The sequence below is a fragment of the Dactylosporangium vinaceum genome, assembly GCF_019904175.1.
Classification (GTDB): domain Bacteria; phylum Actinomycetota; class Actinomycetes; order Mycobacteriales; family Micromonosporaceae; genus Dactylosporangium; species Dactylosporangium vinaceum.
Window position 1 is genome coordinate 4674810 of the sequence record NZ_CP061913.1, and the last position, 26753, is coordinate 4701562.

Here is a 26753-nt window from a genome sequence, read left to right on the forward strand (position 1 = left end):
CGTCCCACCCGTGGTGAGCTCCGACCGTGCGGTCGCCGCGGCCGCACTGACCCGCGCCGTCCTCGTCGGCCGGGCCGTCGCGACGTCGATCGCGGGCGCGGCGGGACTACTCCTCGTCGCCGACCGGTGGCGCATCGCCGAGGTCCTCGCCGTCGTCGCGGCCGGCACCGCGATCCAGCTCGGCCTCCTCGCCCGCTGGCCCCGCCTCGCCGCCCGCCCGCTGGCCGCCCTGGCCGCCGACTCCGTCCTCGTCCTGGCCGTGCTCGCGCTGGGCCGCGGCGACATTGCGTACTTCTGCTTCGCCGCCGGCGCCGGCGCCCTGGCCGGGGTGCTGCTCGGGCTGCGGGCCGTGCCCGTGTGGGTCCTGCAGGCCGCGCTGGGCTTCGCCGTCATCGGTACCGTGCTGCGCCGCCTCGACCCGCCCGCGGAGCTGGCCGCGTTCGTCGTCGCCCTGCCCCTCGCCGGCGCCCTCGCCGGCCTCGGCGCGTCGATCCTCACCTCCGCCCTGGCCCGCTACCTGGAGCTGTCCCGCGGCCTGGTCGCCTCGGCCCAGCGCTCAGCGGCCGCCGACGAGCGGGCCCGGCTCGCCCGCGAACTGCACGACTCGGTGAGCAAGACCCTGCGCGGCGTCTCCCTGGCCGCGCTGGCCCTGCCGACCTCGCTGCGCCGCCAGCCGGCCCTGGCCGAGCAGCTCGCCGGCACCGTCGCCCAGGGCGCCACCGCCGCCGCCCGCCAGGCCCGCGAGCTCCTCGAGGCCATGCGCCTCGACGTGCCCGACCGCGACTTCGCCACCACCGTCCGCGAGCTCTGCGACACCTGGAGCGCGGCCACCGGCGTCGCCGTGCGCACGGTCCTCGAGCCGATCGACCCGCCGATCGCGGTCGGCTACGAGCTGAGCCGGATCGTGCGCGAGGCCCTGGCCAACATCGCCAACCACGCGTACGCCCACCGAGTCGTGGTCCGCCTGGCCCGCACCCGCCGCGGGGTGCTCGTCGAGATCTCCGACGACGGGACCGGCTTCGCGGTGCCCCGCGACCTCTCGCGCCTGCAGACGGCCGGGCACTTCGGCATCGTCGGCATGGCCGAGCGCGCCGCGAACGTGGGCGGGGACCTGCATGTCGACTCCGCGCCCGGGGCCGGCACGACGATCACGGTGCGGGTGCCGCTCGGGGTGCCCGCCGTGGACGGTGCGGCGTGATCAGCCTGGTGATCGTCGATGACAACCCGATCGTGCGGGCGGCGCTGCGCGGGATCGTCGAGGGCGACGACGAGATGGAGGTCCTCGCCGAGGCCGCGAACGGCCGGGAGGGCCTCGCCGCGGTCCGGCACCTGCGGCCGACCGTGACACTGCTCGACCATCGCATGCCGATCGCCGACGGGCTGTCGGTGATCGGGACGCTCTCGCGGTACACCTGCGTCCTGGTGTTGACGAGTGACGACGACGCGGAGCTCATCGGGGGCATGCTCCACGAGGGTGCCCGCGGCTATCTCGTGCACGGCGAGTTCGAGCCGCGGGAGCTGCTGCGGGCGGTCCGGGCGGTGGCCGGCGGGCGGGGCTGGCTGTCGCCGATCGCCGCGTCCGTCGCCGCGACGATGGTGCGCGACCAGCAGGCCCGCGAGCGGGTCAGGCATCAGCAGGTCCTCGCGCGCCGCCAGTTCGGGCTGACCGACCGGGAGGAGGACGTGATGCGGCTGCTGTGCGAGGGCCTGTCCAACGCGTCGATCGCCCACCAGCTGCGGCTGACCGAGAAGACGGTGAAGAACCACCTGAACCACGTCTTCGCGAAGCTGCAGGTCCGCAGCCGCACCGAGGCGGTCATCCGCTGGACGCACGGCCGATGAACCGCCCGGCGAACCGCTCCAGCTCGTCCTCGGTGCCGCCGACGACGACCCTCGTCACCCCCTCCTCCCGCAGCCGTTCCAGGGTTTCCTCCGTCATCGTCGAGGAGCCCCATCGGGTGTACTGCAGCGCCGAGGGGTCCCGGTCGGCCTCCTCGGCCGCCGAGCGCACGATCGCCAGCTGAGCGCGCCGCTCCTGCGGCGACAGCAGCCCGCCCGGAAACCAGCCGTCGCCGCGCCGACCGGCCCGCCGCGCCGCCGCCGCGCTCGACCCGCCGACGTGGATCGGCAGCGGCGCCGCGGGCTGCGGGAAGCTGCACAGCGAGTCGAACGCGAAGAACTCCCCGGCGAAGCTCACGCCCTGCTCGTCGCCGGTCATGAGCAGCCGCAGCACGTCGATCGCCTCGTCGGCCCGCCGCCCCCGCGACGCGAAGTCGACACCCATCGCCGCCGCCTCGCCCGGCAGCGACCCGAGCCCGACGGTCAGCAGCCGCAGCCGCCCCTTCGACAGCCGGTCGACAGTGGCCAGGCGCTTGGCGAGGACGACCGGGTGGTGGTACGGCAGCAGCAGCACCCCGGTGCCGAGCAGCAGCCGCTCGGTCGCCGCGGCCGCGAACAACAGCAGCTCCAGGGGGTCGCCGTAGGGCAGCGTGGTCGGCACCGGGTGCCCGCCGAACGTGGCGCCCGGGTAGAGCGCGACGTGCTCCGGCACGTACATGCCCTCGAACCCGCAGGCCTCCACGTGCCGGGCGAACGCGGCGAGCCGGTCCGGGTCGACACCGAACATGGGCGTGCTGTACGACACCGAGAACGTGATCACGCCCGGACGCTAAACGTTGACGCCGGTGTCACCGCAAGCCGTTAGAAGCGCACGACGTGCCCGGTGCGCGGCGGCGTCTTCCCGGCCAGGACCTCCAGCCAGGCCGCCTGCAGCGCCTCGGGCCCGGACCCCTCCTCGACGTCGACCCAGTCCCCGGCCGCGAACCGCTCCCACGCCGCGGCGAACCGGGCGTCGAGCCCGTCGCGGCCCCAGTCGCCCGACCGTTTCCGGATCCGGGTCGGCGCGAAGAACACCTCCCCGGCGGCGAGGGCGTTGGGCGACTGGGTGGTGAGCCCGACCGCGATGTCCTTGACGAGCCGCCCGCCGAGGTGGCCCTTGAGCGCGTCCCGCGTGCCGGCGGAGCCGGAAAGATCCAGATACGTCGTGGGTACCGCCGCGAGCGCGCCGATCCGGTCGTAGCCGAGCACCTCGTCGTAGCAGCCGAGCGACGCGGTGAACGCCACGTTCTCCGGCGAGGTCAGCCCGACCACCCGCGCACCCTTGCCCTGCAGGTCGAACGCCGTCGCATACGCGGTCTTGCTCGACGCCGAGGACAGCACGACCTGCTCCGCGCCGTACCAGCCGTCGTCGAGGACCTGGTCGGCGAGCATGAACGAGGTGAAGTACAGCGGCCGGAACAGCACCAGCAGGTCCTCGCGGTCGCGGCGGTAGGCGGCGTCGCCGGTGGTGAGCCGGTACGCGTTGTACGGCGACGGCAGCCCGGCCCGGTGCGGGCTCTCGTCGCGGAACCCGGCGGCGTCGACCCGGCCCGGCCGCACGAGCAGGTGCCCGGCCGGCGGGAGGTACCCGTAGACGCGCCCACCGACCGGCACGTCCGGGTGGTTCGACGCGCTGACGTCGGCGAAGCCCCACAGCGGCACGAGACCCCACCGCGGCTCGAGGCCGACCGCGGCGGGCGGGAAGAACTCCCAGTAGCGCATGGCGTCGCCGAGTACGGCGTAGGTCACGTTGTTGGCCGTGACCCCGACCCGGTCGACCCGCAGCACCGCCTCGCCGTCGCCCGGGTCCGGCGGTGCGGTGTCACCGATGGTGGTGCTGGCCAGGTCCTGCCGGTCGACCGCGAACGTCCACATGCCTGTCATTCTGCCGGGTGTCTCCCCTCGTGCGGCATCGGCGATTTCACCAGTCAACCGTCCGCACGCCGGTGCCGCTCACGGCGCCGGCGTGCGCCGGAACGGGGCCAGGGTGGCGCGCACCGCATCCGCGGCGCCCCAGTCGTCGTCGAACTGGGCGATGACGGCGAGGTGCTGGCGCAGCTGCAGGATCGGCATCCGCTGCGGCCAGCCGGCGTCGAGCCCGGTCAGCTCGGCGTAGACGGCGAAGAACCGGCCGGCCTCCGGCGGCGGCGCGGTCGACCACACGTGGGCCAGGTCGACCTCGGCCCAGGTGTAGGACACGGCCGGGTCGATGAGCGCGGGCCGGCCGTCGGCGGTGGCCATGATGTTCTGGGCCCACAGGTCGCCGTGCGTCAGGCAGGGCGGTCGCGGCGGCAGCAGCTCGGGGAGCCGGTCGCAGAGCCGTTCGAGGGCGGCCCGGTCGGCGGCGTCGAGGGCCGCGTCGACGCGGGGTTCGCCGAGCCAGCGCAGCAGCCGGTGCCGGGCGAAGAACGCGTGGCCGTCGTCGTCCCAGGTGTTGACCTGGCGGCGCCGGCCCAGCCAGTTGTCACGGTGCCAGCCGAACCGGGTGCCGGCCGTGCCCAGGTGCAGCCGGGCCACGGCGTGCGCGGCCCGCTCCCAGAACGCCGCACCGTCGGGCCGCCCGCGCAGCCGCGACAGGACGAGCAGTTCGGGGCTCGCCAGCACCACGTCGGGCGTCGCCACCCCGCCGAGCTCCCGCAGCGCGGTCAGCCCCTCGGCCTCGGCGGCGAAGACGTCGTCGCCGGGCGGCTCGGCGAACCCCTTGACGAACACGGCCTCCGCGCTCCGCCGGAACGCGATCCCCGCGAGCGCGGCGAGCCCCCCGGACACCGGCTCGACCCTGACGACGTCGCCCATTCCGGCCCGTCGCAGCCCGTCGAGGAGCACCGCCCCCGTCTCGGCGGCCGCCGTCACGCCGGCCCGTCCAGCGCCCGCGCGGCCCGCCGCGCCGCCTGCAGCGTGTCCTCGTCGAACACCACCAGCCGCACGAGCGTGATCCCGGCCGGCGGCGTGCGCAGCTCCGTCAGCGCCAGCCGGGCCGCATCCTCCTTCGGCCACCGGTAGACGCCCGATGAGATCAGCGGAAACGCGACGGACGCCGCCCCCAGCTCCGCGGCCACGGCGAGCGAGTTGCGGTAGCAGTCGCGCAGCAGCGCCGAGCGGTCCTCGGTGGCACTCCACACCGGCCCGACCGTGTGCACCACCCACCGCGCCGGCAGCCGGCCCGCCGTGGTCGCCACCGCCTGCCCGACCTGGAGCCCGCGCCCGTAGTGCCCGGCCCGCAACGCCCGGCACTCCATGAGGATGGCCGGCCCGCCCTTGCGGTGGATCGCCCCGTCCACCCCACCCCCGCCGAGCAGCGACGAGTTCGCCGCATTGACGACCACGTCCACCCGCTCGGCGGTGACGTCCCCGATGATCAGCTCAGCCTCCACGGCCGCCATCATCGCCCACATCGACCCCCGCCATCGACCCTTTTCGCCGTCCGCCTGCCCATTTCCCGCACCGACCGGCCGCCGGCGCCGTGGTGGTGATCGTCGTCGCCCGGTGGCGGGGTGGCCGTGTAACGTGCGCGCCGTGCGAGCGATGGTGGGAGTGCTGGCGGTCGGGATGATCGCGGTGTCGGGGTGTGGTGGCGGGGAGCCCGCGGCGGCCCCGGCGGCCTCGGCGACAACGGGTGCGGCGGCGACCGCGGCCAGTGCGTCGGCGGCAATGCCGGTGACGCCGGTGGCGACGCCGACCGCGGCGGGGGTGATCGCCTACACCGTGGTGCAGCCCAAGACGCTGCTCGGGCGGGCACCGGCCACGGAGACGGCGCTCAAAGAGGACGGCGTCAAGGCCGGCAATGCCTGGGGATCGGCGAGCCAGACGAAGGCCTCGGGCGCCTACGGGACCGCCGCCAAGAAGAACGTCATTGTCTTCGCCGCGGCCGTCGCCGACGTCCCGGACCCGGCCGCGATGGTGGAGCAGGTGGCCACGCAGAGCTTCGCCAAGTACACGTTCCACCCGGTGGACGCCGGGCGGGGCGGTGCGGGGCGGTGCTCGGACTCGGCGACGGGCGGCGGGACGCCGACGACGCTGTGCCTGTGGGCGGACAACTACGCGGCCGGGATCTTCTACTTCTTCTTCGTCTCCGGGGCCGCGGCCGACACCCTGCTGCCGCAGGCCCGGGCCGAGGTCGAGGTCGACAAGAACAAGTGAGGGACCGTCGCCGCACCCCGGATCAGGGGTGCGGCGACGGTCCGGGCGCGGCTAGCCGAGGTACTTCTCCCACGGGCCCGTGATGGCGAGCGTGATGCCCGGGACCTGGATGTTGACGAACAGGATCCGGCCGTCGGGGGAGAACGTCGGGCCGGTGAACTCCGAGTAGACGTTCGCGCCGTTCGAGGTGCCGATGACGACCTGGTTGCGGGCGATCGCGTAGGTCGGGCCGCCGGGGATGGCGCTGAGCACGTGGGAGGCGCGGACGCCGTCCTCGGCCAGGACCAGGGAGCCCCACGGGGTGACGGTGACGTTGTCGGGGCCGTCGAAGGTCAGGTCGGCGTACTTCGGGAACGGGCCCTCGGACTCGCCGGCCTGCACATTGTGCGGGAAGTACGTGACGAGCGTGATGGTCTCGTCGGCGTAGTTGTAGAACCAGACCATGCCGTCGTGCTTGGTGGCGTCGGCCGGCAGGTCGTTGGCGCCGAAGGCGAAGCTGTTGACGATGTAGCAGCCCTTGCTCGTCGACCAGACGCCCTCGAACTTCTTGCCGCGGGTGACGGTGCCGTCGGCGAACTGGGTGCGGACCGTCTTGGTGCGGGCGTCGCGGTCGGGGACCTCGAGCCAGGTGACCTTGAACGGGCGGCCGAGCTGGGCCGAGGTCAGGTAGGACACGTCGGGCAGGATGCTGCCGTCGTCGAGGCGGATCTGCATCGCCTCCAGCTTGCCGACCGTCTCGTCGAGGCGGTTGGCCAAGCCGGACTGGAGCTTGACGTTCTCGGTGTTGGACCAGCGGTAGAACAGGCCGTTGGGGCCGGACGCGTCCTCGGAGAGGTACACGTGCCTGCCGTTGGGCTCCACGGCGAGGGCCTCGTGCTCGAAGCGGCCGAACGCCTTGATGGGCTTCGGCAGCTGGTACTTCGAGTCGTTGACGAGCACCTCGAAGACGTACCCGTGGTCCTTCTGGTAGGTGCCCGTCAGGCCCGCCGCGGACCAGGTGGCGCCCGCGTTGATGAACGTCTCCTCGCAGGTCAGCCAGGTGCCCCAGGGGGTGACGCCGCCGGCGCAGTTGCGCACGGTGCCGGAGATGCCGACCCACTCCTCGCGCTTGGCGCCGTTGCGGTCGGTGGTGATGATCGTGCAGCCGCTGGCGTTCTGCGCGCCCGGGTCGTAGACGGTGCCCTCGATGTGCGGCACGCCGTACTGCGACATGTGCGGCGTCATCTCGTGGTTCTGGATGAGCGTGAGGCCGTTGCGGTCCGCGCCGACGACACCGGTGCCGTCGTGGTACGCCGGGGTCTTGCCCTGGCCGTCGGACAGCTCGGTCTGGCCCTCGCGGGTGACGATCGTGTAGGAGAAGCCCGCCGGCAGGGCGAGGATGCCGTTCGGGTCGTCGACCAGCGGCGGGAAGGGGCGGCCGGTGGCCGGCTTGCTCTCCGCGGTGCTCGAGGCGGCGGCGGCCGGCTCGGCCAGGGTGGGCAGCGCACCCGCAACGGTAAGCCCGACACCGGCGGCGGCGCCGCCGGTCAGCACTTGACGACGAGAAATGGTCATGCCCGCACTCTGCAAATGACAGCCGAATGCCGATGTGTCACTGCATGAGGGCACCGTGGACGCCCGGTGAACGGCTCGTGAATCGACACGAAGGGTAGCCTCACGAGGGTCCGCGCCGTGCTCCGCCGTCGGCTACTGTGTGTGGATCTTACCCGGTTCGATACGACTGCAGCGGAAAGGTGACGGTCCGTGTTCCGTGTCGGTGACGTCCTCCTCGACACGTACGAGGTGCGTGACGTCATCCGCAGCGGCGGGATGGGGCTGGTGTACCGCGTCCACCACCGCGGCTGGGGTGTCGAGCTGGCGGTGAAGACGCCGCGGCCCGAGTTCGCCGGGGATGCACTGTTCCAGGCCGAGGCCGAGAACTGGGTGGCCCTCGGCGCCCACCCGCACACGGTCAGCTGTGCGTACGTGCGCCAGCTCGACGGGCGGCCGGCCGCGTTCGCCGAGTGGGTCGGCGGCGGCAGCCTCGCCGAAGCCGTCCGCGCACAGCGGATCACCGGGCTGCCCGGCGTCCTCGACGCGGCGATCCAGTTCGCCTGGGGCCTCGCCCACGCGCACGCGCAGGGTCTGGTGCATCAGGACGTGAAGCCCGCCAATGCGATGCTCGAACCGGACGGCACCCTGAAGGTCACCGACTTCGGGCTGGCCGCGGTGAAGTTCGGGGCCGCGCTCACCCCCGCGTACTGCTCACCCGAGCAGATGCTGGCGGCCGCGGGCGAGCCGGTGCGGCTGACGCCGGCCACCGACGTGTGGTCGTGGGCGCTGAGCGTGCTGGAGATGCTCGCCGGGGGGCCGCCGGCCCGGGCCGGGCACATCGCCGGGGAGGTGTTCGCGGCCCTGCTCGCGGCGGGGCTGGCGGTGCCCGACGGGCTCAGGGCGGTACTCCAGGAGAGTTTCCGGCTCGATCCGGACGCCCGCCCGGAGCTCGGCGTTGCCGCGGATCGGCTCGTGGACGTCTACGCCGAGGTCACCGGGCGGGCGTATCCGCGGCGGCGGCCCTCCGAGATCGAGCTGCGCGCCGACGGGCTCGGCAACGCGGCCCTGTCGATGCTCGACCTCGGCCATCCGCAGCGGGCCGAGGAGCTGTGGGAGCAGGCGCTGCGGGCCGAGCCGCACCACCTGCACAGCATGTACAACCGCGGGCTGCACCGCTGGCGGGCCGGCCGGATCACCGACGCCGACCTCGTCGCGGAGCTCGGCCCGGTCCGCGGGGCCGCGGCGCTGCTGGCGCAGGTCCAGGTGGAGCGGGGCGACGGCACCGAGCGGTTCCTGGAGCTCCCGGCGGGCCAGGCGGTGAGCGCCGTCGCCTGCACCCCCGACATGCGGCTGCTCGCGACGGGCGACGAGGTGTACGGCGGCCGCGACGCCCCGCCCGCCGCGGTCCGCCTCTGGGACCTCGACACCGGGCAGTCCCGCCACGTCCTGCCGGCCCACCCGCGCCGCGTCACCGCCCTGGTCGCCGACCCGGCCGGCCGCTTCGTCGTCTCCGGCGGCGACGACGGCGACGTGATCGTCTGGGACGCGCGCTCCGGCCGCCCGCTGCACCGCTGGGAGGGCGCCGCCGCCGTCCGGTCCCTGGCCCTCGACGAGCAGGGCGAGCACCTCGCCGCGCTGAGCGACACCGGCGAGGTCCTCCTGCGGAGCATTGCCGAGCCTTCGCGGGTGTACTGCCTCCAGCACGCCAACACCACCTACGAGCACGGTGCCGTGGCGATCGGCCGCGGCCACGTGGTGCTGTACTCCGCCCGCAACCGGCGCCTGCGCGTGTGGACCCGCACCGGCGAGCTCGTGCGCTCCGGCCCCGTCGACGCCGACGCGCTGCTGCTGAGCCCCGACGCCAGCGCCGCCCTGCTCACCGGCGACGAGTTCGCCGAGATGATGGACCCGGTGACGGGGGAGCGGCGGTGGCGCACGGCGCGCGGGCGGACCCCGGCCACGGACACCGGTGTCCTGCTCGCCGACGGCCGGCTGCTGCTCACCCCGGCCGGCGACACCGTGCAGATCTGGGACGTGACCCGCGGCCGCTGCCTGCGCACGATCGAGGGCCACGGCGGGGCGGTCCGCGCGCTCATCCTGGCCCGGCCCGGCACGATCGCGACGGGCTCGGCCGACCGGACGGTGCGGCTGTGGCGGCTGCCGGTGCCCGGCGACCCGGCCCGCTGGAGCTACGCCCGGCCCCGGCCCGCGGTGGAGCTGTCCCGCGACGTCGACGTCGTGCGCGCGGCCGCCGCCGAGGTCGCTGAACTGCTCCACAGTGGACAGTACGCGCGGGCGGCCGACGTGCTGCGGGCGGCCCGCTCCACGCCCGGCTTCGAGCGCGACCCCGCCCTGCTCACCCTGTGGGACACCGCGGGGCGGCACGGGCGGCGCAGCGGCCTGCGTGGGGCCTGGCCGGCGGCCCGGCTGCCGGAGGGCTCGGTGCTCACCCCGGACGGAGCGCTGGCGGTGCAGCCGAGCAGGGCCCGGTACACCCTCGAAGTCCTCGACGCGGCGGACGGCTCGGCGAAGCACACCCTGCTCGGGCACGGCGACGGCGTCGTCGGGCTCTGGCTGCCGGAGGACGGCCGGACCGCGGTCACGGCGGCCGAGGACCGCACCGTGAGGGTGTGGGACCTGGCCACCGGTACCGCCCGGCACGTCCTGGAGGCCCATCGCGAGAAGGTGTCGGCGCTCGCCGTGACCGCCGACGGGCGCACCGCGATCTCCGGCGACCGCGGCGGCACCGTCGTCGTCTGGGACCTCGTCAAGGGCCGCAAGCGCCGGGTCGCCAACCCGCACGGCGCCTGGATCGGCGACCTCGCCCTCAGCGGCGACGGTGCGGTGGCGCTGCTGTTCCAGCCCGGCGGCGACGTCTGCGTCCTGGACACCGCGACCGGGCGCTGCCTGCACGTGCTGCCCGGCAAGGGCACCCGCCGGGCGGCGACCGCGATCGGCGCGGACGGGCGCACGGTCGTATGCCCGTCGCACACCGGCGCGTCGCTGTGGGTGGCCGACGTGCGCACCCGCGAGCTCAAGCACATGCTGCTCGGCCACGACGGGCCCGTCCGCGCGGTGCTGCTGAGCGCCGACGGCCGCCGGGCCGTGTCCGCCGCCGACGACGCCACGGTGCGCGTCTGGGACGTCGCCACCGGCCGCGGCACCGCGGTGCTGCCCGGCCACGACGGCCCCGTCACCGCCCTCGCGGCGGTGCCCGGCGGCCGGTTCGCGGTGTCCGGCGGCGCCGACGGGACGCTGCGGGTCTGGGACCTCGACGCCGGCGAGTGCCTGCGGGTGCTGCCGGCCGGGGCGGTGCCCGTGCGCCTCGGCGTCGCCGCCGGCGGCACCGTGGTGTCCGCCACCACCGACCGCGCCGAGACGGCGGTGTGGCGGCTCGACTGGGAGTACTCCTACGGAAGGGAAGGCCAGTGATCCTCGCCTGTGCCGGGTGGCGCTGTGAGCGCATGATCTCGATCTCCGACATCCCGGGCGGCAACCCCGTCGCCCGCAACGACCCGGAGCACTACTCGATCCGGTTCCAGATCTGCCCGGACTGCCACGCGACCTTCTGCGACCGCTGCGTGGCGCCGAAGACGATGCTGCGGGCCGCGAAGTGCCGCGACTGCGGCGGCAAGCTCGCCGACGGTTCCCAGCGGCAGAAGGTCAACGGCACCGTGAGGGCGGCGTTCGTCCAGCAGCACGACGAGGGCTACCGCCACGGCGCCGCGGGCAACATGCCGGCCGCACTGAGCTGCTTCGACCAGGCCGTCGCGGCCCGGCCCGAGTACGTCGCCGCGCACTTCAGCCGGGGCATGGCCCTGCGCAACCTGGGCCGGCCGGACGAGGCGATCGCCGCGTTCGAGCGGTCCTTCGCCCTCGACCCGCGCAACCCGCAGCCGATGTTCGACGTCGGCAGCATCTACGCCGCCGGGCGCGACTACGGCCGGGCCCTCGCCGCGTATGACCGGGCCCTCGCGGCCGAGCCCCGCTACGTCGGGGCAATGGTCAACAAGATGGTGGCGCTGCTCGCCGCCGGCCGGCCCGACCTGGTGCTGCCCCTGGCCGAGCACGCGCTGCAGCTGGAGACGGCCCACCAGTCGGCCGACCACACGCCGAACGCCGTCGGCTACATCAACGGCGCCAAGGGCGCGGCCCTGCTCGCCCTCGGCCACAACTCGGCCGCCCTGACCGCGATCGACCAGGCCATCAACGACGGCCCGGACACGGCCGACAACTACCGCAACCGGGCCACCGCCCTGGAGCGCCTCGGCCGCGCGGAGGAGGCCGCGGCGGCCCGGCGGCTCGCCGACCAGCAGCGGTAGGAACGTTTGAACCTTTCGGTGGCCGGCGTCCGTAGTGCGGGGTAGATGGCCGGCAACCGGGCGGTGGTGGATCGATGACAGCGTCGCGCTATGCACAGGGTGTCGCGACGACCCGGGACCCGGCCGTGCCGGTGACCGCGGTACCTGTCACATCCGTGCTCGGCGACCGCGGCCACTGGGACGGCTGGGGTGACGGCCCCGTGCCGCCGCCGCGCCCGCCCGAGTGGACCCGCCCGACCGCCGAATGGCCCGGTCCGAACTCGACAGGTCCTAACTCGTCAGGGCCGAACTGGTCAGGCCCCGACTGGAGCACCGCCCCCGTCCGCGAGCGCTACCCGGACTGGGGCCCGCCGCCGCCCGGCCGGCACTCCGCGGTCCGCCGCGGCGGCCGGGCGCTGCGCTGGATCGTCGGCGTCGTCATGCTCGTCGGCCTCGCCGGCACAGTCAGCGTCGCCGGGCTGGTGGCGATGTTGGAGGCGCGCTCGGGCACACCGCAGCCGCGCCCGACGCCGACCGCCGCGCGGCCCGGCGCGGTGGTTGCCGCCCCGCCCGGCGACGCGCTCACCGCGACCACCGAGCCCTCGGCGGCACCGTCGGTGACGCTCGACACGGCGACGATCGTCAAGTCGGTGAACCGCAGCGTCGTCAACATCACCAGCACCCTGGGCCTGCGCAACGCCCGGGCCGCGGGCACCGGGGTCCTGCTGAGCAACACCGGCCTGGTCCTGACGAACAACCACGTCATCGCGGGCGCGACGGCCATCAGCGGCGTCACCGTGGCCAACGGGCGCTCGTTCACGGCGACCGTCGTGGGGTACGACCGCAGCCACGACATCGCCGTCATCCAGCTCGGCAACGCCGCGGGCCTGACCCGCCTGGCCGTCGCCGACTCCGCCAAGGTCCAGGTCGGCGACGACATCGTGGCGGTCGGCAACGCCGGCGGGCAGGGCGGCGAGTCGGTCACCGGCACCGTCACCGGCCTCAACCGCACCATCACCGCCCAGGACCCCGAGGGCGGCAGCTCCCAGCGCCTCACCGGCCTCATCCAGGTCGCCGCGGCCATCAAGCCCGGCGACTCCGGCGGCCCCCTCGTCGACCGCACCGGCCGCCTGATCGGCATCAACACGGCCGCGTCCACCGACACCGGCGACGCCGTCGGCTTCGCCATCCCCAGCAACGCGGCCCTGGCCATCGCCCAGCGCATCACCGCCGGCGAGGCGTCCGACACCGTCCACATCGGCGCGACCGCCCTGCTCGGCGTCAACGCCAAGGACGCCGACGGCCGCGGCGGCGCCGAGGTCACCGGCGTCCTCGGCGACAGCCCGGCCGCCCGCGCCGGCATCGCCGAGGGCGACGTGATCCGCTCCCTGGACGACCGGGACGTCGCGGGCGCGGCCGGCCTGACCACCCTGATCGACGCCCGCAAGCCCGGCGACACCGTCCGCGTCACGTGGATCGACCGCACCGGCCGCTCCCGCACGGCAAGCATCCGCCTGGCCACGGGCCCGGCCGGCTGATCGGCTCACCCGGTCCAGAGCCCGGCGGCGGTACCGCGGGCGACGTGCTCCTCGTACGTGGCGACCTTGCCCTCGATCAGCTCCAGGCACGCGCCGAGCTGCCGCAGCTGCTCCTCGACCCGCAGCCGGTGCCGCCGCAGCAGCTCCAGCCGCTCGGCCTCGTTGCCCGGGCCCTGCCGCACGAGCGCGGCGAAGCGGCGGATGGACTCGATCGGCATGCCGGACGCCCGGAACTTCGTGCACACGTCGAGCCAGTCGAGGTCCGGCTGCCCGTACACCCGCCGCCCGAGCCCGTCGCGGCGGACCTCGGTGTGGAAGAGCCCCTCACGCTCGTACATCCGCAGGGTGTGCACGCTGAGCCCGGTGCGCGCGGCCACTTCCCCGATGCTGAGCTCCATGACCGGCCAGCGTAACCGCTTGCCCTAGACCGCGGTCCAACCCCTAGCGTCCGCCGGTATGACATTCGACGCCACCACCACCGCCGCCGACGTCCTCGCCGGTGTGGACCTGACCGGCCGCACCGCGATCGTGACCGGGGCCGCCTCCGGGATCGGCCGCGTGAGCGCCGCCGCCCTCGCCCGGGCCGGGGCCACCGTCGTCGCCGGGGTCCGCGACCCGGCCGCGTTCGACCTGCCCGGCGTCGAGGCCCGGCGGCTCGACCTGGCCGACCTGGCGCAGGTGGCCGCGTTCGCCGCGACCGTCGGGCGGGCCGACATCCTGATCAACAACGCCGGCGTCATGGCCTGCCCGGAGACCCGCGTCGGGCCCGGCCGCGAGCTGCAGTTCGCCGTCAACCACCTGGGGCACTTCGCGCTGACGGCCGCGCTGTGGCCGGCGCTGCGCAGCGGCACGGACGCCGTCGTCGTCGCGGTCTCCTCGAACGTCCGCCCGGACGCGCCGATCCGCTGGGACGACCCGTACTTCACCGCCGGGCCGTACGACAGGTGGGCCGCCTACGCCCAGTCGAAGGCGGCGAACGCCCTGTTCGCGGCCCACCTCGACGTCCTGGGCCGGCCGTACGGCATCCGGGCCGCCTCGGTGCACCCCGGCGCCATGCTCACCCCGCTGCAGCGGCACCTGACCCGCGACGAGATGGTCGCGGCCGGCTGGATCGACGCCGACGGGCGGCCGGCCGAATACTTCAAGACCGTCGAGCAGGGCGCGGCCACCCAGCTGTGGGCGGCCGTGACCCCGTCCGTCGCCGGCGTGCACTGCGCCGACTGCGCGGTCACCCCGTTCCGCCCCGACCCGGCCGACGCGGCCCGCCTGTGGGACCTGTCGGCCCGGCTCACCGGCCTGCCCGACACCCTGCCCGCACCCGCGCGGTGACGGCCGTCGCACCCGCCGGCCCCGACGCTCGGGGCGACGCACTCGCCGACGCCGGAGGATCAGCCATGGGGATCGTTCGACCGCTCACCGCCGCGGCCGCCGCCGTCGCGGCCTTCCTCGCCCTCCTGCCGGCCCCCGCCGCGGCGGCCGGCACCGGGGGCGGGGCGCTGCAGTCGACGGGGTGCCGGTACCGGTCGCCGGCCTGCCGCTGGCCGACGAGGTAGGGCCCGGCTACTGCGCCCCGTCGGCGGGGACGTCGTGGTGGCGGCGCAACCGGCGGCTCAGCGGCTCCAGCGAGCGGGCGAGGATCGGTCCGAGGACGGCCAGGACCAGCACGTATGCCGCGGCCAGCGGGCCGATGCTCTCGTGCAGGCCGGCCGAGACGGCCAGGCCGGCGATGACGATGTTGAACTCGCCGCGCGGGGTCAGGGCCACGCCCGCGCGGGCCCGGCCCATGGCGCTGATGCCCGCCCGTTTCGCCGCCCACCAGCCCGTGGCCAGCTTGGTCAGGATGCCGACGAAGGCCAGGATCAGCGCGATGCCCAGCATCGGCGGCAGCGCGGCCGGATCGGTGTGCAGGCCGAAAAAGACGAAGAAGACCGCCGCGAACAGGTCCCGCAGCGGGCTGAGCAGCTCCCGGGCGGTGTGCGCCAGCGGGCCGGACAGGGCGATGCCGACCAGGAACGCGCCCACCGCGGCCGAGACCTGCAGCAGCTGGGCGACGCCCGCGACCAGCACGGTGAGGCCGAGCGCCTTGAGGAGCAAGACCTCCTCGTTCGGGGAGGCGATGAACATCTCGACGTACCGGCCGAACTTCAGCGCGATGACCAGGATGAATGTGATCGTCGCGGCGGCGATGGCGAGCGTGGTCAGGCCGGCCACGAACCCGGCTCCGGCCAGCAGCGCCGTGAGGATGGGCAGGTACACCGCCATCGTCAGGTCCTCGAAGACCAGCAGCGAGAGCACCACCGGCACCTCGCGGTGCCCGAGCCAGTTCAGGTCGGCCAGGACCTTGGCGGTGATGCCCGAGGAGGTCACGTAGGTGACGCCGCCGAGCGCGACCGCGGCGACCGGGCCCCAGCCCAGGATCAGGGCCGTGGCGACCCCGGGCGCCGCGTTGAGCACCAGGTCGACCACGCCCGAGAGGGCGTTGTGGCGCAGCGTGGTGACGAGCTCCGGCGCGGTGTACTCCAGGCCCAGCGTGAACAGCAGCAGGATGACGCCGATCTCGGCGCCGGTGGCCGTGAACTCCTCGCTCGTCGCCAGGGGCAGGATGCCGCCCTGGCCGAACGCGAGCCCGGCGATGAGGTACAGGGGGATCGGGGAGATGCCGAACTTCGCCGAGACCGCACCCAGCAGGCCGAGGCCCAGGATGACGGCGCCGATTTCGATGAGGGCGGCCGCACCGTGCATGCGCGGGTCAGCCGTTGGCGAGGATGTCGGTGACCGCGGCGGTGCCCTCTTCCGTGCCCACCACGACGATCAGGTCGCCGGGGATGAAGACGAAGTCGGGCCGCGGGCTGGCCAGGATCTGCCCGGCCCGGATCACGGCGACGATCGAGGCGCCGGTGCGGGTGCGGGCCTGGGTCGCCCCGAGGGCCCGCCCGTCGTACGGTGAGCCGGCCGGGATCGGCACCTGCACCGTCTTCAGGCCGGTCACCTGGCGCTGCAGGTCGGCCAGGCGCTCCACGATGCGGGCGGTGCCGAGCAGCTCGGCGACGCCGTTGGCCTCGTCGGTGTTGAGCGACAGGGTGGCGACGACGGTGTCGGGGTCCTCGCTGCCGTACAGCACCACGTCGCGCCGCCCCGACACGTGGGAGACGACCGCGGCGTGCTGGCCCTTCACGGTCACGAACTCGTGCCGGAGTCCGATGCCGGGCAGTGCGGTGCGTTCGACGTCCACGGTGGGGTCGCTCCTTCGGGTCACGGCCCCGCGCGGGGGCGTGCGCGGGGGAGTCCCAACCCTGTCGGACCGATGTGACCGAACCTCCGCGGCCCGATGACAGTCGCATGACAAAAGCGGCCAAACCGTACAGTGCCGCTGTCGGGCCGGGGGGTCACGCCGGGCAGTTGCGGCTCGTGCGGGTCTGTGCGGGGGAGTCGTCGTCGGACGTGATGCCGGACGGCACCCCGTCGAAGACCGCCTCCACCTTGTCGCCGTTGCCGCGGGTGCGCTTCGGGTCGCGGCCGTGGTCGAGCTGCTCGTAGTGCAGGTGGTCGACGGTCGTCGAGCCGGTGTGCCCGACCACGCCCAGCGGCTGGCCGGCCGTGACCCGCTCGCCGGTGCGCACCTGCGGGACGGCGCCGAAGTGGCCGTACTCGGTGAACCAGTTCCCGCCGTGGTCGATGATCACGCCGTAGCCGAGGCCGCCGCGGGTGCCCGACGACCCGGGCGGGGCCGGCTGGCCGTCGCCGAGCGTCGCGCTCCAGCCGGCCCAGGCGACGGTGCCGGCGGCCGACGCGCGCACGGTCCGGCCCCCGGTCGGACCGCCGGCGAAGAAGAAGTCGATGTCGAAGTCGTCGTGGCCGGGGTACGTCGTGAGCGTCCACGTCTCGCCGCAGGTGAACGGCAGCTGGAACGCCGGCCGCGGGCCGGACGGCGGCAGCGGCGGGTCGTCCCCGGCGCGCCGCTTCAGGGCGGTGTACGAGACCACGACGCACAGCGCGATGACCGCGAGCGCGGCCCAGCGGTACACGGCGCGCCCGGACATTGTTCGGATGGTACGACAGCGGCTCCAGCGGTGATCACGGCCACATGTCGGGTAGCTGTCGGCGGGCGCGGGGAAGAACGGGAAGAGATACGCCAAATCGACACCTAACCGTCACGTGTGTACTGGTCAGGGGGCGGTAGGGTGATGCGCAGGGTGGGCATCCGGGCAGAGCTGGGGGGCGTTGCAGGAGACCATGGAGCTTGACGGGCGGTACCGTCTGGACCGGCTGACCGGGACCGGCGGGACCGCGGAAATCTGGCACGGCGCGGACCGGCTGCTGCATCGGCCGGTCGCGATCCGTATTCCGCGCCACACCGGGCCGGACGTAACCGATCAGTTCCTCGCCGGCGGGCGCACCGCCGCCCGCCTCGTCCACGCCAACATCGCCGCCGTCTGGGACGTGGGCCTGGCCGAGCTCCCCGAACGCGGCGAGACGCCGTACGTGATCATGGAACTCGCCGACGGCCCGTCGCTCGACGTGCGCCTCGGGCCCGGCCACCCGGCCGGCCCCGTCACCTGGCGCGCCTCCGCGCGCATCGGCGCCCAGGTCGCCGCCGCCCTCGCCCACGCGCACGGCCAGTGGGTCACCCACGGCGGCCTCACCCCGGCCAAGATCCTGCTCAGCGACGTCGGCGCCAAGGTCATCGGCTTCACCGGCGACACCGACTACGACCCGGAGGCGGCCGCCGCCGACGTCCGCGCACTCGGCGCCGTCCTGGCCGCCTGCGTCGGCGGCCGCGTCGGCGACGGCGTGCCGGCCACGCTGTTCGAGCTCGTCGAGCGCTGCCTCAGCGCCGACGCCGCGGCCCGCCCCTCCAGCGACGAGGTCGCCCTGGTCCTGGCCGAGCTCTCCGGCACCTCCGTCGACCTCCCGGCCTGGCTGAGCGAGGCCGCCGAGTCCCGCCGCACCGCAGTGCTGGCCGCGATCCGCCCCGAGGCCTCGCGCGACGCCCACCCGTCGCTGGCCTCGCGGCTGTTCCGCCCGGGCCGCCTCGCCCGCTTCGGCCCCGCCGGCCGCGCCACCAACCGCCGGGCCGCCGCGTCCGGCTCCTCGCCCGACCGCGTGGGCGCGCACCGGGCCGACGGCCCGGTGGACGTCGAGTTCGTCAACCTCGACCGGGCCGCGTTCGCCGACCACGCCACTGACGCGGGCGGCCGGCGGCTGGGCTACGTGGACATCGACCACGCGGCGTTCACCCGCCACAGCGCGGCCGGGCGGGTGCACTCCGACTCCAGCCCGACCGTGTACTCCGACTACCCCGCGCTCACCGCACCCGACGACCGGTTCGACGGGTTCCTGGACCAGAACCCGACCGTCTTCGCCGCGCACGTCCCCGACGGGGTGCCGAACCTCCGCGCCGGTCACTTCGCGGACGTCGACGCCGATCCCGGTGCGGCCCGGCCGGGCCGCCCGGCGGGCGACGCTGACTCGGACCGTGCCGTGCGGTCGCTGCGCCGCCCTCGCGCGCGCCGGCTCGCGGCGGCCGGTGCTGCGCCGGGCACCGGGCCGGCCGCGTCAGGCAGTGGCTGGTCCGCCCGGCTCCGGGCCGTCGGCGACCACGAGTTCGTGCGCAACGTGCGCTCGTTCGTCCGCGGCGAGGGCTCGTCGCAGCCCCGCCGCTGGGCGTTCCGGACCGGTGCGGTGACGGCCGGCCTGGCGCTGGTCATGGCCGGGGCCGTCGGCGCGGTGGGCTCGTCGGTGAACGGCTCGATGTCGTGGTTCGGCCGGGCCCCGCAGGTGGCCGCCGTGCCGCCCGCGATCGACGCCGCGCCGACCGCCCAGGACGTCGCCCCGGCCCCGTCGACCGCACCCACCACCGAGGGCCCCAAGCCGACGGCGACCGCCACCACCGCGAAGAACCGCCCGGTGACGAGCACGACCCACCCGACCCGCACCACGACGACGGCCCCGCCGGTGATCCCGCCCACCGAGGGCTCCACCCGGCCGACCACATCCCCGCCGCCGACGCCCACCACCTCGCCGACGCCGACGAAGTCCCCCACGACCTCCCCGGCCCCGACGGAGGGGTCACCCGAACCGACAGGCACGGGCACCCCGCCCCCGGCCGGCGTCGAGACCGACCCGGCCACCACCGCCCCGGCCACCGCCGGCCCGCCACCCGGCTTCACCGACGTCTCGGGCTCCACGGACCTCGCCGACTGACCGCCCTCGCCGCCCGGCCGCCGGTGCGGTGGCAGTCGCCTGCGGGCGCCGGGCCGGGCGGCTGCACCGTGGCGCTGACGGGCGTGCTCCCTCGCTCCCAGGAACCGTCCAGGTAAGGGCCGTACCGTAGGCGGCTGAGGGGAGTACCTCGCAAGGCCGACCCGGTCAGTACGAGCCGCCGATGCGGTTCCCGGGCGGCCACCTGCCGCGGGTGGGTGAGGGAGACCTCGGACGTGTCACGCTGCGTTCGAGGAGATCCGCATGCCCACTCAGTCCATCGCGTCGCCACAGTTGTGGGCGGTGACCATCGCCGTCCTGCTGGTGCTGCTCGCCCTCGATTTCGTCATGACCCGACGGCCCCACGACGTGCCCATGCGCGAAGCGGTGGCCTGGTCGGTGTTCTACCTGGCGCTGCCGGCCGCGTTCGGCGTCTACGTGTGGACGGTCCACGGCAGCGAGCCGGGGGTCGAGTTCTTCACCGGGTACGTGGTCGAGAAGTCGCTCTCGGTCGACAACCTGTTCGTGTTCATGCTGCTGCTGACGGCCTTCGCCGTACCGCCGAAGCTCACCCAGCGGGTCCTGCTCTACGGCATCGTCGGCGCACTGGTGCTGCGCGGCATCTTCATCGCCGCCGGCGCGGCGCTGCTGTCCGCGGGGACATGGGCGTTCCTGCTGTTCGGCGGCGTGCTGATCGTGACCGCGGTCAAGGTGATGCGCGACGCGCTCAAGCACAACGAGCACCAGGTCGACCCCGGCCAGATGCGGGCCACCCGCCTGCTGCGGCGGCTGATGCCCGTCACTGACGAGTACCACGGGACGAAACTGACGATCCGTCAGGCCGGCCGGCGGGCGCTCACCCCGATGGCGCTCGTCGTCGCCGCGGTGTTCCTCACCGACGTCGTGTTCGCGGTCGACTCGGTGCCGGCCGTCTACGGCGTGACGAGCGACCCCTACCTGGTGTTCGCCACGAACGCGTTCGCCCTGCTCGGCCTGCGTGCCCTGTACTTCGTGCTGCGCAACGCGCTGTCGAAGCTGCGCCACCTCAACCACGGCCTGGCGATCATCCTGGCCTTCATCGGGGCGAAGCTGGTGCTGCACTGGGCGCACACGGTGTGGTCGTGGGTGCCCGACGTGCCGACCCCGCTGTCCCTGGTCGTCATCATCCTCACCCTGGGTGCGGTGACCGCGACGAGCCTGCTCGCCAACCGCCGCGACGCCCTGGCCGCGAGCCGCGGCGCGTAGGACCCCGCACCACCAGCCCGCGGCCGACAACGGCACGAAACCGGGAGGGACGCCCATGCGGCCGGCGGTACCGTCGGCCGCATGGATGACATCGACAGCTTCGACCCGTACGACGGGGCCGAGGACTACGACGGCGCGGAGCTGCTCGACGACGTCATCCCGGACGCCGAGCCGGAGGCGCGCTGACTAGGCCGAGACCCGCCCGATCGCCGCGGAGACGATGCCGTTGAGCGTCGTCACGTCGGGCGCCCCGTACAGGGAGTCCGACATCATGACCAGCACGACGTAGCAGCCGACGGCCTTGACGCCGTAGGCGACGTAGCGGTCGCCCTCGTCGTAGTTGCCGAAGAACAGCAGCGAGTCCGGCCCGTACAACCCTTCCACCTGCGGATCGAGCCCGTTGTCGCCGCCGCCGACCCCGCACCGCGCCAGCTGCGCCGACAGCTCGGCCACGTACTGCTCGGCGCCGCCGCCGCGGTACCGGCTCACCTGCTCGTACACCCGGAACCGGCCCCCGTAGTCGGCCGCCAGCGCGCGGGCGGCGACCGGCTGCGGCACCGGCGTGTCCGCGCACGGCTGGGGCCGCAGCGGCCAGCCGAGGCCGTCCTCGACCGGGCCGGGCACCTGCCCGGCCAGGTCGTCCGCCTGGAGCATCAACCGATCGGCAATCCCCCGTGGCCCTGGAGCGGCCACTGCCGGCGAGGAGCCGGCCACGAGCGCGACGACAGTGCTCATCGCGACGATCCACATCCTGCGCATGCGGCAATCCTGCCGACCACCGCCCGGCCATGGATGGGCGCGAATACCCAGATCCGGCTGAGTACCGGTGCTCAGGGCCGGAAGCTCGTGCGGTACTCGGTAGGCGTGCGCCCGGTCAGCTCCCGGAACGCGGCGTTGAACGCGGACAGCGAGCCGTAGCCGACCCGGTACGCGATCGCGGTGACGGGCCGGTCGCCGGCCGCGAGCTCCTCGATCGCCCGCAGCACCCGCATCCGGCGCAGGACGGCCCGCCACGTCATGCCGGTCTCCTCCTCGAAGCGCCGGGCCAGCGACCGCGGCACCAGGCCGACCTGCGCCGCCACGTCCTCGAACCGGACCGGCCCGCCGAGGCGCTCCTCGGTCAGGTGCAGGGCCCGGCGCAGCTCCGGCGACCGGCCCGCGGGCACCACGACCGGGCTCGGCTCACCGGCGAGCCGCCAGGTGACAGCGGCCAGCGCCGCGAACAGCGCCTCCCCGTATGCCGGAAGCGGCTCCTCGCCCGGGCCCCATGCGCCGCACTCGGCGACGAGTGCGCGGGCCAGGGGGCTGAGGTCGAAGACCGTCAGAGGCTGCGGTGGTACCGCCGTGAAGCCCGTGTCGAACAGCACGGACGCGGTCGTCACGGGCTGCGGGATGCTGACCCGGATCGTCCGGCCCGCCTCGATCAGGGCGGCCCGCGCGGGCGGCAGCAGCCACGCCTGGCCCTGCGCCTCCAGCCGCAGCGCACCGGCGGAGGCGCAGAGCAGGTAGTGCCGGTCGACGCAGAGGTCCCGCGGCGCCTCCGCCGGGAACGTCCGGACGAAGCTGTAGGCGTGCCGGGTCATGGCCGTCCCGTCCGGACGAAGCCGCGCGCATGTGGAGTCACCGGCGTGATCGTAGAACCGTCAGGCGACGGTTTCGAACAGTTCGGCGTGGAACCGGCGGCTCACCGGCGCCCCGGTCATCAGCGGCCGCAGCACGGCGCCGGAGCGGGCGAACGAGTCCGACGCCTGATACCCGGCGAACGACGCCGCATCCTGCCACTCGTGCAGGATCGTCAGGGCGGTGTCGCTGACCCGCCCGGCGTACACCCGGAACGAGATGTTGCCGGGCATCGCGCTGACCTCGGCCCGCTCGGCGTCGAGCTGCGCGAGCGCGGCGGCCCGGTCGGCGGCGGCGACATCGAAGTCGACGATGGCGATGAGCATTGGGAAAACCTCCTGTGTGCGAATCGGATGCCTCGATCCTCACCCGGCCGCCACCGGCCGGCCTCCGTCAGCCGGACCCGTACACGCTCCCATCGGACACGCCCCGCGCAATCCGGTCTCCAGCCTGCCGGGCGTGGCTCAGCAGGGCGGGGCGAACGGGGCGGCCGGCACGTACTGCTCCCACTCCGCGCGGGTGATCCCCGCCCCCGGGGCGCGGCAGATCTCCCGGGCCGCGCGCTGCGGATCGGTGCCCCAGAGCCGGGTGATGCCGTCGTCGCCGGCGGCGGCCAGTGTCGAGCCGTCCGGGCTGTACGCGACCACGTAGTAGGCGTCGTCGCCCCGGCCCAGGGTGGCCTCGGCAACGGGGCGGCCCGGGTCGTGCACGTCCCACAGCCACACGGTCCCGTCGGTCGCCGCCGCCGCCAGGTGCCGGCCGTCCGGGGCGAACGTGACCCAGTCGACGTAGCTGGACGCGCCGGTCAGCCGGCCGGGGAAGGCGACCGGGCGGGCGGGGTCGCGCACGTCCCACAGCTGGATCGTCTTGTCGGCGCTGCCGACCGCGAGCAGGTGGCCGTCGGGGCTGAAGGCGGCACTGTACGCGTAGCCGCCGAACCCGCCCAGAGTGGTCACGGATCTCGGCGCGGACGGGTCGGTGACGTCGAAGAGGCGCACGCCGCCGTCGGTGTCCGTCGCGGCGAGCAGCGGCCGCGCCGGGTGGAACGCGACGGACAGCACGATCGCCGGCGACCCGGGGATCGTCGCCAGCGGGCGGCGGCCGGGGACGTCCCACAGGTAGATGCGCCCGTCGTCGCCCGCGGCGGCCAGCACCGTCCCGGCGGCGTTGAACGCGAGCGTCTGGATCAGGTCCTTCCCGCCGGTCAACGACGCGCCGGACCGGGCCGGGTGCGCCGGATCGGTGACGTCCCACAGGTCCACCTCGCCGGTGCGGGTGGCCGCGGCGAGGAGCCGGCCGTCGGGAGCCCACGCGGCCGTCCCGGCGTAGCCACCGCTGCCGGGCGGGCGGCTCAGCGGTGCGGTCCACAGCGTCGGGCCGGCCGGGTCGGTGAGGTGCCACAGGCGGATCGCCCGGTCGCTCCCGGCGGTGGCCAGGGTGGCGCCGTCGGGACTGTAGGCGGTCGCGAACACGCCGCCGGCCGGGCCGGTCAGGTGCGGGCCGGGCAGCGTCCACAGCCGGACGTACCCGTCGGTGCCCGCGGTGGCCAGCCCGTGCCCGTCGGCGCTCAGCGCGACGGCGGTGACGGGGGCCGGGTGCGGCAGTGACTGCAGCCGCCGCCCGGTCGCGGTCTCGAACACGGTGACCCGCTTGTCGCTCGACCCGGCGAGGACCCGGTCGCCGCCGGGGGTGAACGCGACGGCGTTGACCCAGCTGGCCGGGCCGGTGATCGGCGCGCCGTGGGCGGTGCCGGTGGCCGCGTCCCACAGGCGCACTGTCGCGTCGACGCCGCCGCTGGCCAGCAGCGTGCTGTCCGGGCTGAACGCCAGGGCCAGGACCTTGCCGGTGTGCCCGGCCGCCGCGGCGGTGTGCACCGGCCGGGCCGGGTCGGCGCGGCTCCAGACGTGGACGAGACGATCGGCGGTCCCGGCGGCCAGGTACCGCCCGTCGGGGCTGTAGGCGAGGGCCTGGACGGTGTCGGCGGGGTCGGCGAGGGCGGGCTGGGGCAGTACACCCGGCGCGGCGGTGCCGATCTGCCAGCGGTGCACGGCGTGATCCGTGCCCGCCGCGGCCAGCTCGCGGCCGTCCGGTGCGAAGGCCAGGGCGTAGACGGTGCCGCTCGGGCCGTCGAGGGGCGTCAGCGCCTGCGGGTGCGCGAGGTCGTCGATGCGCCAGACGTACACCTTTGCGTCCGCGCCGGCCGCCGCCAGGAGACGGCCGTCGGGGCTCGCGGCGAGTGCGAAGAGCGCCGCCGACGGGCCGGTCAGCGGCGCACCGGCCGGGCGCGCGGACATGTCCCACAGCCGGACGGTGTGATCGGCGCCGGCCGCCGCGACAAGCCGCCCGCCGGGCAGGAGCACGACCGCCTGCGCGGCCCGGTCGAACGGGCCGAGCCGGGCCGGGGCCGGGGTGGCGGCCGCGTCGAGCAGGCTGGACCGGGATTCCAGCGTCGGCGCCGTCCGGTACGCGGCCACGGCGACCGGGCGGGCCAGGGCCGGGTCGCGGTCGCGGAGCCAGTCGGCCCGCCCGGCGATCATCCGGGACAGGGCCTCGTTGCGCTGCTTGACGGCGGCCTGGCGCTGCTGGAACGCGTACCCGGCCAGGAACAGGGTGCTCAGGGCGAGCGCGGTCAGGCCGGCGATGGTGCGGTACAGCCGCCGCGTCGTTCTTCTGGCGTGCCGCGCGCTGGCCCGGAGGAACTCGGCGACGGCCGGGGAGAGCTCCGCGGGGTGCTCGGCCGCCCAGTCCTGCGCGGCGGCGAGGCGGGTGCCGCCGTACAGCGCGGACGGGTCCTGGCGCCACGCCGCGGCGGCCGCGGCAAGCTGCCCGCGCATGACGAGCCCGGACCGGCCGTCGCGCAGCCAGTCGTGCAGCCGCGGCCAGGCGGTGAGGAGGGCCTCGTGGCTGAGCTGGACGGTGCCGGCCTCGGCGGTGACGAGGCGGTGCCGGACGAACCGTTCGAGGACGGCCTCGGCCTCGGCGGTGCCGGCGGTGTCCACCGCCAGCTCGGCGAGCAGCGCGGCGGCGGGGACGACGCGGCGGGTGTCGAGCGTGTCGGCGCCGACGTGGACAAGCGCGGTGAGCAGGCGACGGGCCAGGTCCTGCTGCCGCTCGGGCAGCCCCGCGTACACCTCCTCGGCGGTCGCCGCGACCGCGCCCCGGATGCCGCCGGCCCGGCGGTAGCCGGTCAGGGTGAGCCGCCGGTCCGCTCGCCACATCGTCCACAGCACGTGCGCGAGCAGCGGCAGGGTGGCGGGCCCGGCCCCGGCGTCGGTCAGGAGCAGCTCGACGAGGCCCGGCTCGACGTCGACACCGGCCCGGCGGGCGGGTTCGACGATGACCGCGCGGAGCTCGTCGCGGCTCATCGGCCCGACCGTGAACTGGTGCGATCGCACCACTTCGACCAGGTAGGGGTCGGCGAGCGCCTGCGCGTACCAGTCGGCCCGCAGCGCGAGCACGACGACAGCGCCCGGTGGAGGGTTGCACATGGCCAGAAAAGCGGCGGATGTCGTACGTCCGGTCAGCAGCTCCTCGGCCTGGTCCACGACCAGCAGCACGGGCCCGCCGACCGCGGCGTCGACACCGCCGTCACCGTCCCCGACCGTCCCGGCGGCGTCGCCGTCCGACTCCGCGGCCCCCGGCCCCGGTTCACCGGTGGGGGCGGTGGGGAACACGGGCCCGTCGGCGTCGGGGGTGACGACCACGGCGGTCCACCCGGCGGCCCGCAGCGTCGCGACGAGCCCGGCCCGCAGCAGCGACGACTTGCCGCTGCCGGACGCGCCGACCACGAGGATGGGCCCGCCCCCGCCGGCGTGGCGCGCCTCGACCCGCTCGCGCAGCGCGGCCGTCAGCTGCTCGCGGCCGAAGAACCAGTGCGCGTCGCCGGGCTGGAACCCGGCCAGGCCCCGGTACGGCTCCCCGTCGGCGCTGCGGGCGGCCGGCCGGTGCCGGATGCGGTGCCACGCGGCCAGCCAGTCCTCGACCTCGCCGGCCGGGACACCGCAGGCCGTGAGCACCCGCACGAACAGCGGCTGGGACTGCAGCGACGGCAGCCCCTTGCCGGAGAACCAGTCGCCGAGGGTGCTCAGCGACCCGCGGGCCCCGGCCTTCGCGGCGACCTGCCGGACCGACAGCCCGGCCGCTTCCCGCAGGCGGGTCAGGGCCTCGGCGAACGCGGCCCGATCTTCGACACCGTGAGGAGTACTCATTGCGCACAAGACCGTACCGAATGCGACGTTTCCCGGATACAGCACCTAGGATCCTAGGACGATTTACGCGAGGTGATCCCGATCCGCAA

23 protein-coding genes are annotated in these 26753 nt (G+C 74.9%); 10 read left to right on the forward strand and 13 right to left on the reverse strand.

Annotated features, from left to right (window positions below; all coding sequences use genetic code 11):
- Positions 1-10: 10 nt before the first annotated feature.
- Both Dvina_RS20800 and Dvina_RS20805 read left to right on the forward strand, forming a co-directional pair.
- A complete protein-coding gene (locus Dvina_RS20800) occupies positions 11-1198 on the forward strand; it encodes a sensor histidine kinase (RefSeq protein ID WP_223104132.1) in 1188 nt (395 codons plus the stop codon).
- Positions 1195-1842 carry a LuxR C-terminal-related transcriptional regulator gene (locus tag Dvina_RS20805; protein ID WP_223104133.1) on the forward strand — a complete coding sequence of 216 codons (648 nt, stop codon included), beginning with the start codon at positions 1195-1197 and terminating at the stop codon, positions 1840-1842. The genes Dvina_RS20800 and Dvina_RS20805 overlap by 4 nt, the downstream gene beginning before the upstream one ends.
- On the opposite strand, the gene Dvina_RS20810 is transcribed toward Dvina_RS20805, so the two are convergent.
- From Dvina_RS20810 to Dvina_RS20825, 4 genes are all read right to left on the reverse strand, one after another.
- A complete protein-coding gene (locus Dvina_RS20810; RefSeq protein WP_223104134.1) occupies positions 1817-2659 on the reverse strand; it encodes a TIGR03619 family F420-dependent LLM class oxidoreductase in 843 nt (280 codons plus the stop codon). The genes Dvina_RS20805 and Dvina_RS20810 overlap by 26 nt on opposite strands.
- 41 nt (positions 2660-2700) lie before the next feature.
- On the reverse strand, positions 2701-3753 hold the full coding sequence (locus tag Dvina_RS20815; RefSeq protein ID WP_246656344.1) for a DUF2855 family protein: 1053 nt from the start codon (positions 3751-3753) through the stop codon (positions 2701-2703).
- Between the two features lie 78 nt (positions 3754-3831).
- Entirely contained in the window at positions 3832-4731 is a 900-nt protein-coding gene (locus Dvina_RS20820; protein WP_246656345.1) for a fructosamine kinase family protein, read from the reverse strand.
- Positions 4728-5252, reverse strand: a complete 525-nt coding sequence (locus Dvina_RS20825; protein WP_223104136.1) for an O-acetyl-ADP-ribose deacetylase — start codon at positions 5250-5252, stop codon at positions 4728-4730. The genes Dvina_RS20820 and Dvina_RS20825 overlap by 4 nt, the downstream gene beginning before the upstream one ends.
- Before the next feature lie 142 nt (positions 5253-5394).
- On the opposite strand from Dvina_RS20825, the gene Dvina_RS20830 reads away from it, so the two are divergent.
- Positions 5395-6018, forward strand: a complete 624-nt coding sequence (locus Dvina_RS20830) for a hypothetical protein (RefSeq protein WP_223104137.1) — start codon at positions 5395-5397, stop codon at positions 6016-6018.
- Positions 6019-6069: 51 nt separating this feature from the next.
- Here the strand turns inward: Dvina_RS20830 and Dvina_RS20835 are convergent, their stop codons facing one another.
- Positions 6070-7572 carry an alkaline phosphatase PhoX gene (locus tag Dvina_RS20835; protein ID WP_223104138.1) on the reverse strand — a complete coding sequence of 501 codons (1503 nt, stop codon included), beginning with the start codon at positions 7570-7572 and terminating at the stop codon, positions 6070-6072.
- 189 nt (positions 7573-7761) lie between these two features.
- Between Dvina_RS20835 and Dvina_RS20840 the strand changes: the two genes are divergently transcribed.
- From Dvina_RS20840 to Dvina_RS20850, 3 genes are all read left to right on the forward strand, one after another.
- Positions 7762-10983 (forward strand): WD40 repeat domain-containing serine/threonine protein kinase, encoded by a 3222-nt coding sequence (locus Dvina_RS20840; protein WP_223104139.1) that lies wholly within the window; start codon positions 7762-7764, stop codon positions 10981-10983.
- A 32-nt stretch (positions 10984-11015) separates the two neighbouring features.
- Positions 11016-11873 (forward strand): tetratricopeptide repeat protein, encoded by an 858-nt coding sequence (locus tag Dvina_RS20845; protein WP_223104140.1) that lies wholly within the window; start codon positions 11016-11018, stop codon positions 11871-11873.
- A gap of 74 nt (positions 11874-11947) precedes the next feature.
- On the forward strand, positions 11948-13390 hold the full coding sequence (locus tag Dvina_RS20850; protein ID WP_223104141.1) for a S1C family serine protease: 1443 nt from the start codon (positions 11948-11950) through the stop codon (positions 13388-13390).
- Between the two features lie 5 nt (positions 13391-13395).
- On the opposite strand, the gene Dvina_RS20855 is transcribed toward Dvina_RS20850, so the two are convergent.
- Positions 13396-13788 carry a MerR family transcriptional regulator gene (locus tag Dvina_RS20855; RefSeq protein WP_223104142.1) on the reverse strand — a complete coding sequence of 131 codons (393 nt, stop codon included), beginning with the start codon at positions 13786-13788 and terminating at the stop codon, positions 13396-13398.
- A gap of 58 nt (positions 13789-13846) precedes the next feature.
- On the opposite strand from Dvina_RS20855, the gene Dvina_RS20860 reads away from it, so the two are divergent.
- Positions 13847-14719: an SDR family NAD(P)-dependent oxidoreductase gene (locus tag Dvina_RS20860; protein ID WP_223104143.1), complete on the forward strand. Its 873-nt coding sequence runs from the start codon at positions 13847-13849 to the stop codon at positions 14717-14719.
- A 65-nt stretch (positions 14720-14784) separates the two neighbouring features.
- Positions 14785-14943: a hypothetical protein gene (locus tag Dvina_RS20865; protein ID WP_223104144.1), complete on the forward strand. Its 159-nt coding sequence runs from the start codon at positions 14785-14787 to the stop codon at positions 14941-14943.
- A 7-nt stretch (positions 14944-14950) separates the two neighbouring features.
- Here Dvina_RS20865 and Dvina_RS20870 read toward each other — a convergent pair whose 3' ends face one another.
- The 3 genes from Dvina_RS20870 to Dvina_RS20880 form a co-directional block, all read right to left on the reverse strand.
- A complete protein-coding gene (locus tag Dvina_RS20870; protein ID WP_223104145.1) occupies positions 14951-16132 on the reverse strand; it encodes a cation:proton antiporter in 1182 nt (393 codons plus the stop codon).
- Between the two features lie 7 nt (positions 16133-16139).
- Positions 16140-16622, reverse strand: a complete 483-nt coding sequence (locus Dvina_RS20875) for a cation:proton antiporter regulatory subunit (RefSeq protein WP_223104146.1) — start codon at positions 16620-16622, stop codon at positions 16140-16142.
- 154 nt (positions 16623-16776) lie between these two features.
- Entirely contained in the window at positions 16777-17430 is a 654-nt protein-coding gene (locus tag Dvina_RS20880) for a murein hydrolase activator EnvC family protein (protein WP_223104147.1), read from the reverse strand.
- A gap of 193 nt (positions 17431-17623) precedes the next feature.
- Here Dvina_RS20880 and Dvina_RS20885 point away from each other — a divergent pair, with 193 nt between their 5' ends.
- Together Dvina_RS20885 and Dvina_RS20890 are read left to right on the forward strand one after the other, a co-directional pair.
- Positions 17624-19594 (forward strand): protein kinase family protein, encoded by a 1971-nt coding sequence (locus Dvina_RS20885; RefSeq protein ID WP_223104148.1) that lies wholly within the window; start codon positions 17624-17626, stop codon positions 19592-19594.
- Between the two features lie 261 nt (positions 19595-19855).
- On the forward strand, positions 19856-20836 hold the full coding sequence (locus tag Dvina_RS20890; RefSeq protein ID WP_223104149.1) for a TerC/Alx family metal homeostasis membrane protein: 981 nt from the start codon (positions 19856-19858) through the stop codon (positions 20834-20836).
- A gap of 186 nt (positions 20837-21022) precedes the next feature.
- On the opposite strand, the gene Dvina_RS20895 is transcribed toward Dvina_RS20890, so the two are convergent.
- The 4 genes from Dvina_RS20895 to Dvina_RS55225 form a co-directional block, all read right to left on the reverse strand.
- On the reverse strand, positions 21023-21595 hold the full coding sequence (locus Dvina_RS20895) for a hypothetical protein (RefSeq protein WP_223104150.1): 573 nt from the start codon (positions 21593-21595) through the stop codon (positions 21023-21025).
- 71 nt (positions 21596-21666) lie between these two features.
- Positions 21667-22419 (reverse strand): AraC family transcriptional regulator, encoded by a 753-nt coding sequence (locus Dvina_RS20900; RefSeq protein WP_223104151.1) that lies wholly within the window; start codon positions 22417-22419, stop codon positions 21667-21669.
- A gap of 60 nt (positions 22420-22479) precedes the next feature.
- The gene (locus Dvina_RS20905) at positions 22480-22782 is read right to left on the reverse strand and encodes a putative quinol monooxygenase (protein WP_223104152.1); all 303 of its coding nucleotides are present in this window, start codon (positions 22780-22782) and stop codon (positions 22480-22482) included.
- Positions 22783-22920: 138 nt separating this feature from the next.
- Entirely contained in the window at positions 22921-26664 is a 3744-nt protein-coding gene (locus Dvina_RS55225) for an nSTAND1 domain-containing NTPase (RefSeq protein WP_223104153.1), read from the reverse strand.
- Between the last annotated feature and the right edge of the window lie 89 nt (positions 26665-26753).

Coding starts and splice junctions, on each gene's coding strand:
- Dvina_RS20845 (WP_223104140.1), top strand. CDS start 11,016: ATGATCTCGATCTCCGACATCCCGGGCGGCAACCCCGTCGCCCGCAAC.
- Dvina_RS20815 (WP_246656344.1), bottom strand. CDS start 3,753: ATGTGGACGTTCGCGGTCGACCGGCAGGACCTGGCCAGCACCACCATC.
- Dvina_RS20870 (WP_223104145.1), bottom strand. CDS start 16,132: ATGCACGGTGCGGCCGCCCTCATCGAAATCGGCGCCGTCATCCTGGGC.
- Dvina_RS20890 (WP_223104149.1), top strand. CDS start 19,856: ATGCCCACTCAGTCCATCGCGTCGCCACAGTTGTGGGCGGTGACCATC.
- Dvina_RS20895 (WP_223104150.1), bottom strand. CDS start 21,595: ATGCGCAGGATGTGGATCGTCGCGATGAGCACTGTCGTCGCGCTCGTG.
- Dvina_RS20855 (WP_223104142.1), bottom strand. CDS start 13,788: ATGGAGCTCAGCATCGGGGAAGTGGCCGCGCGCACCGGGCTCAGCGTG.
- Dvina_RS20865 (WP_223104144.1), top strand. CDS start 14,785: ATGGGGATCGTTCGACCGCTCACCGCCGCGGCCGCCGCCGTCGCGGCC.
- Dvina_RS20905 (WP_223104152.1), bottom strand. CDS start 22,782: ATGCTCATCGCCATCGTCGACTTCGATGTCGCCGCCGCCGACCGGGCC.
- Dvina_RS55225 (WP_223104153.1), bottom strand. CDS start 26,664: ATGAGTACTCCTCACGGTGTCGAAGATCGGGCCGCGTTCGCCGAGGCC.
- Dvina_RS20835 (WP_223104138.1), bottom strand. CDS start 7,572: ATGACCATTTCTCGTCGTCAAGTGCTGACCGGCGGCGCCGCCGCCGGT.
- Dvina_RS20885 (WP_223104148.1), top strand. CDS start 17,624: ATGGAGCTTGACGGGCGGTACCGTCTGGACCGGCTGACCGGGACCGGC.
- Dvina_RS20880 (WP_223104147.1), bottom strand. CDS start 17,430: ATGTCCGGGCGCGCCGTGTACCGCTGGGCCGCGCTCGCGGTCATCGCG.
- Dvina_RS20900 (WP_223104151.1), bottom strand. CDS start 22,419: ATGACCCGGCACGCCTACAGCTTCGTCCGGACGTTCCCGGCGGAGGCG.
- Dvina_RS20860 (WP_223104143.1), top strand. CDS start 13,847: ATGACATTCGACGCCACCACCACCGCCGCCGACGTCCTCGCCGGTGTG.
- Dvina_RS20850 (WP_223104141.1), top strand. CDS start 11,948: ATGACAGCGTCGCGCTATGCACAGGGTGTCGCGACGACCCGGGACCCG.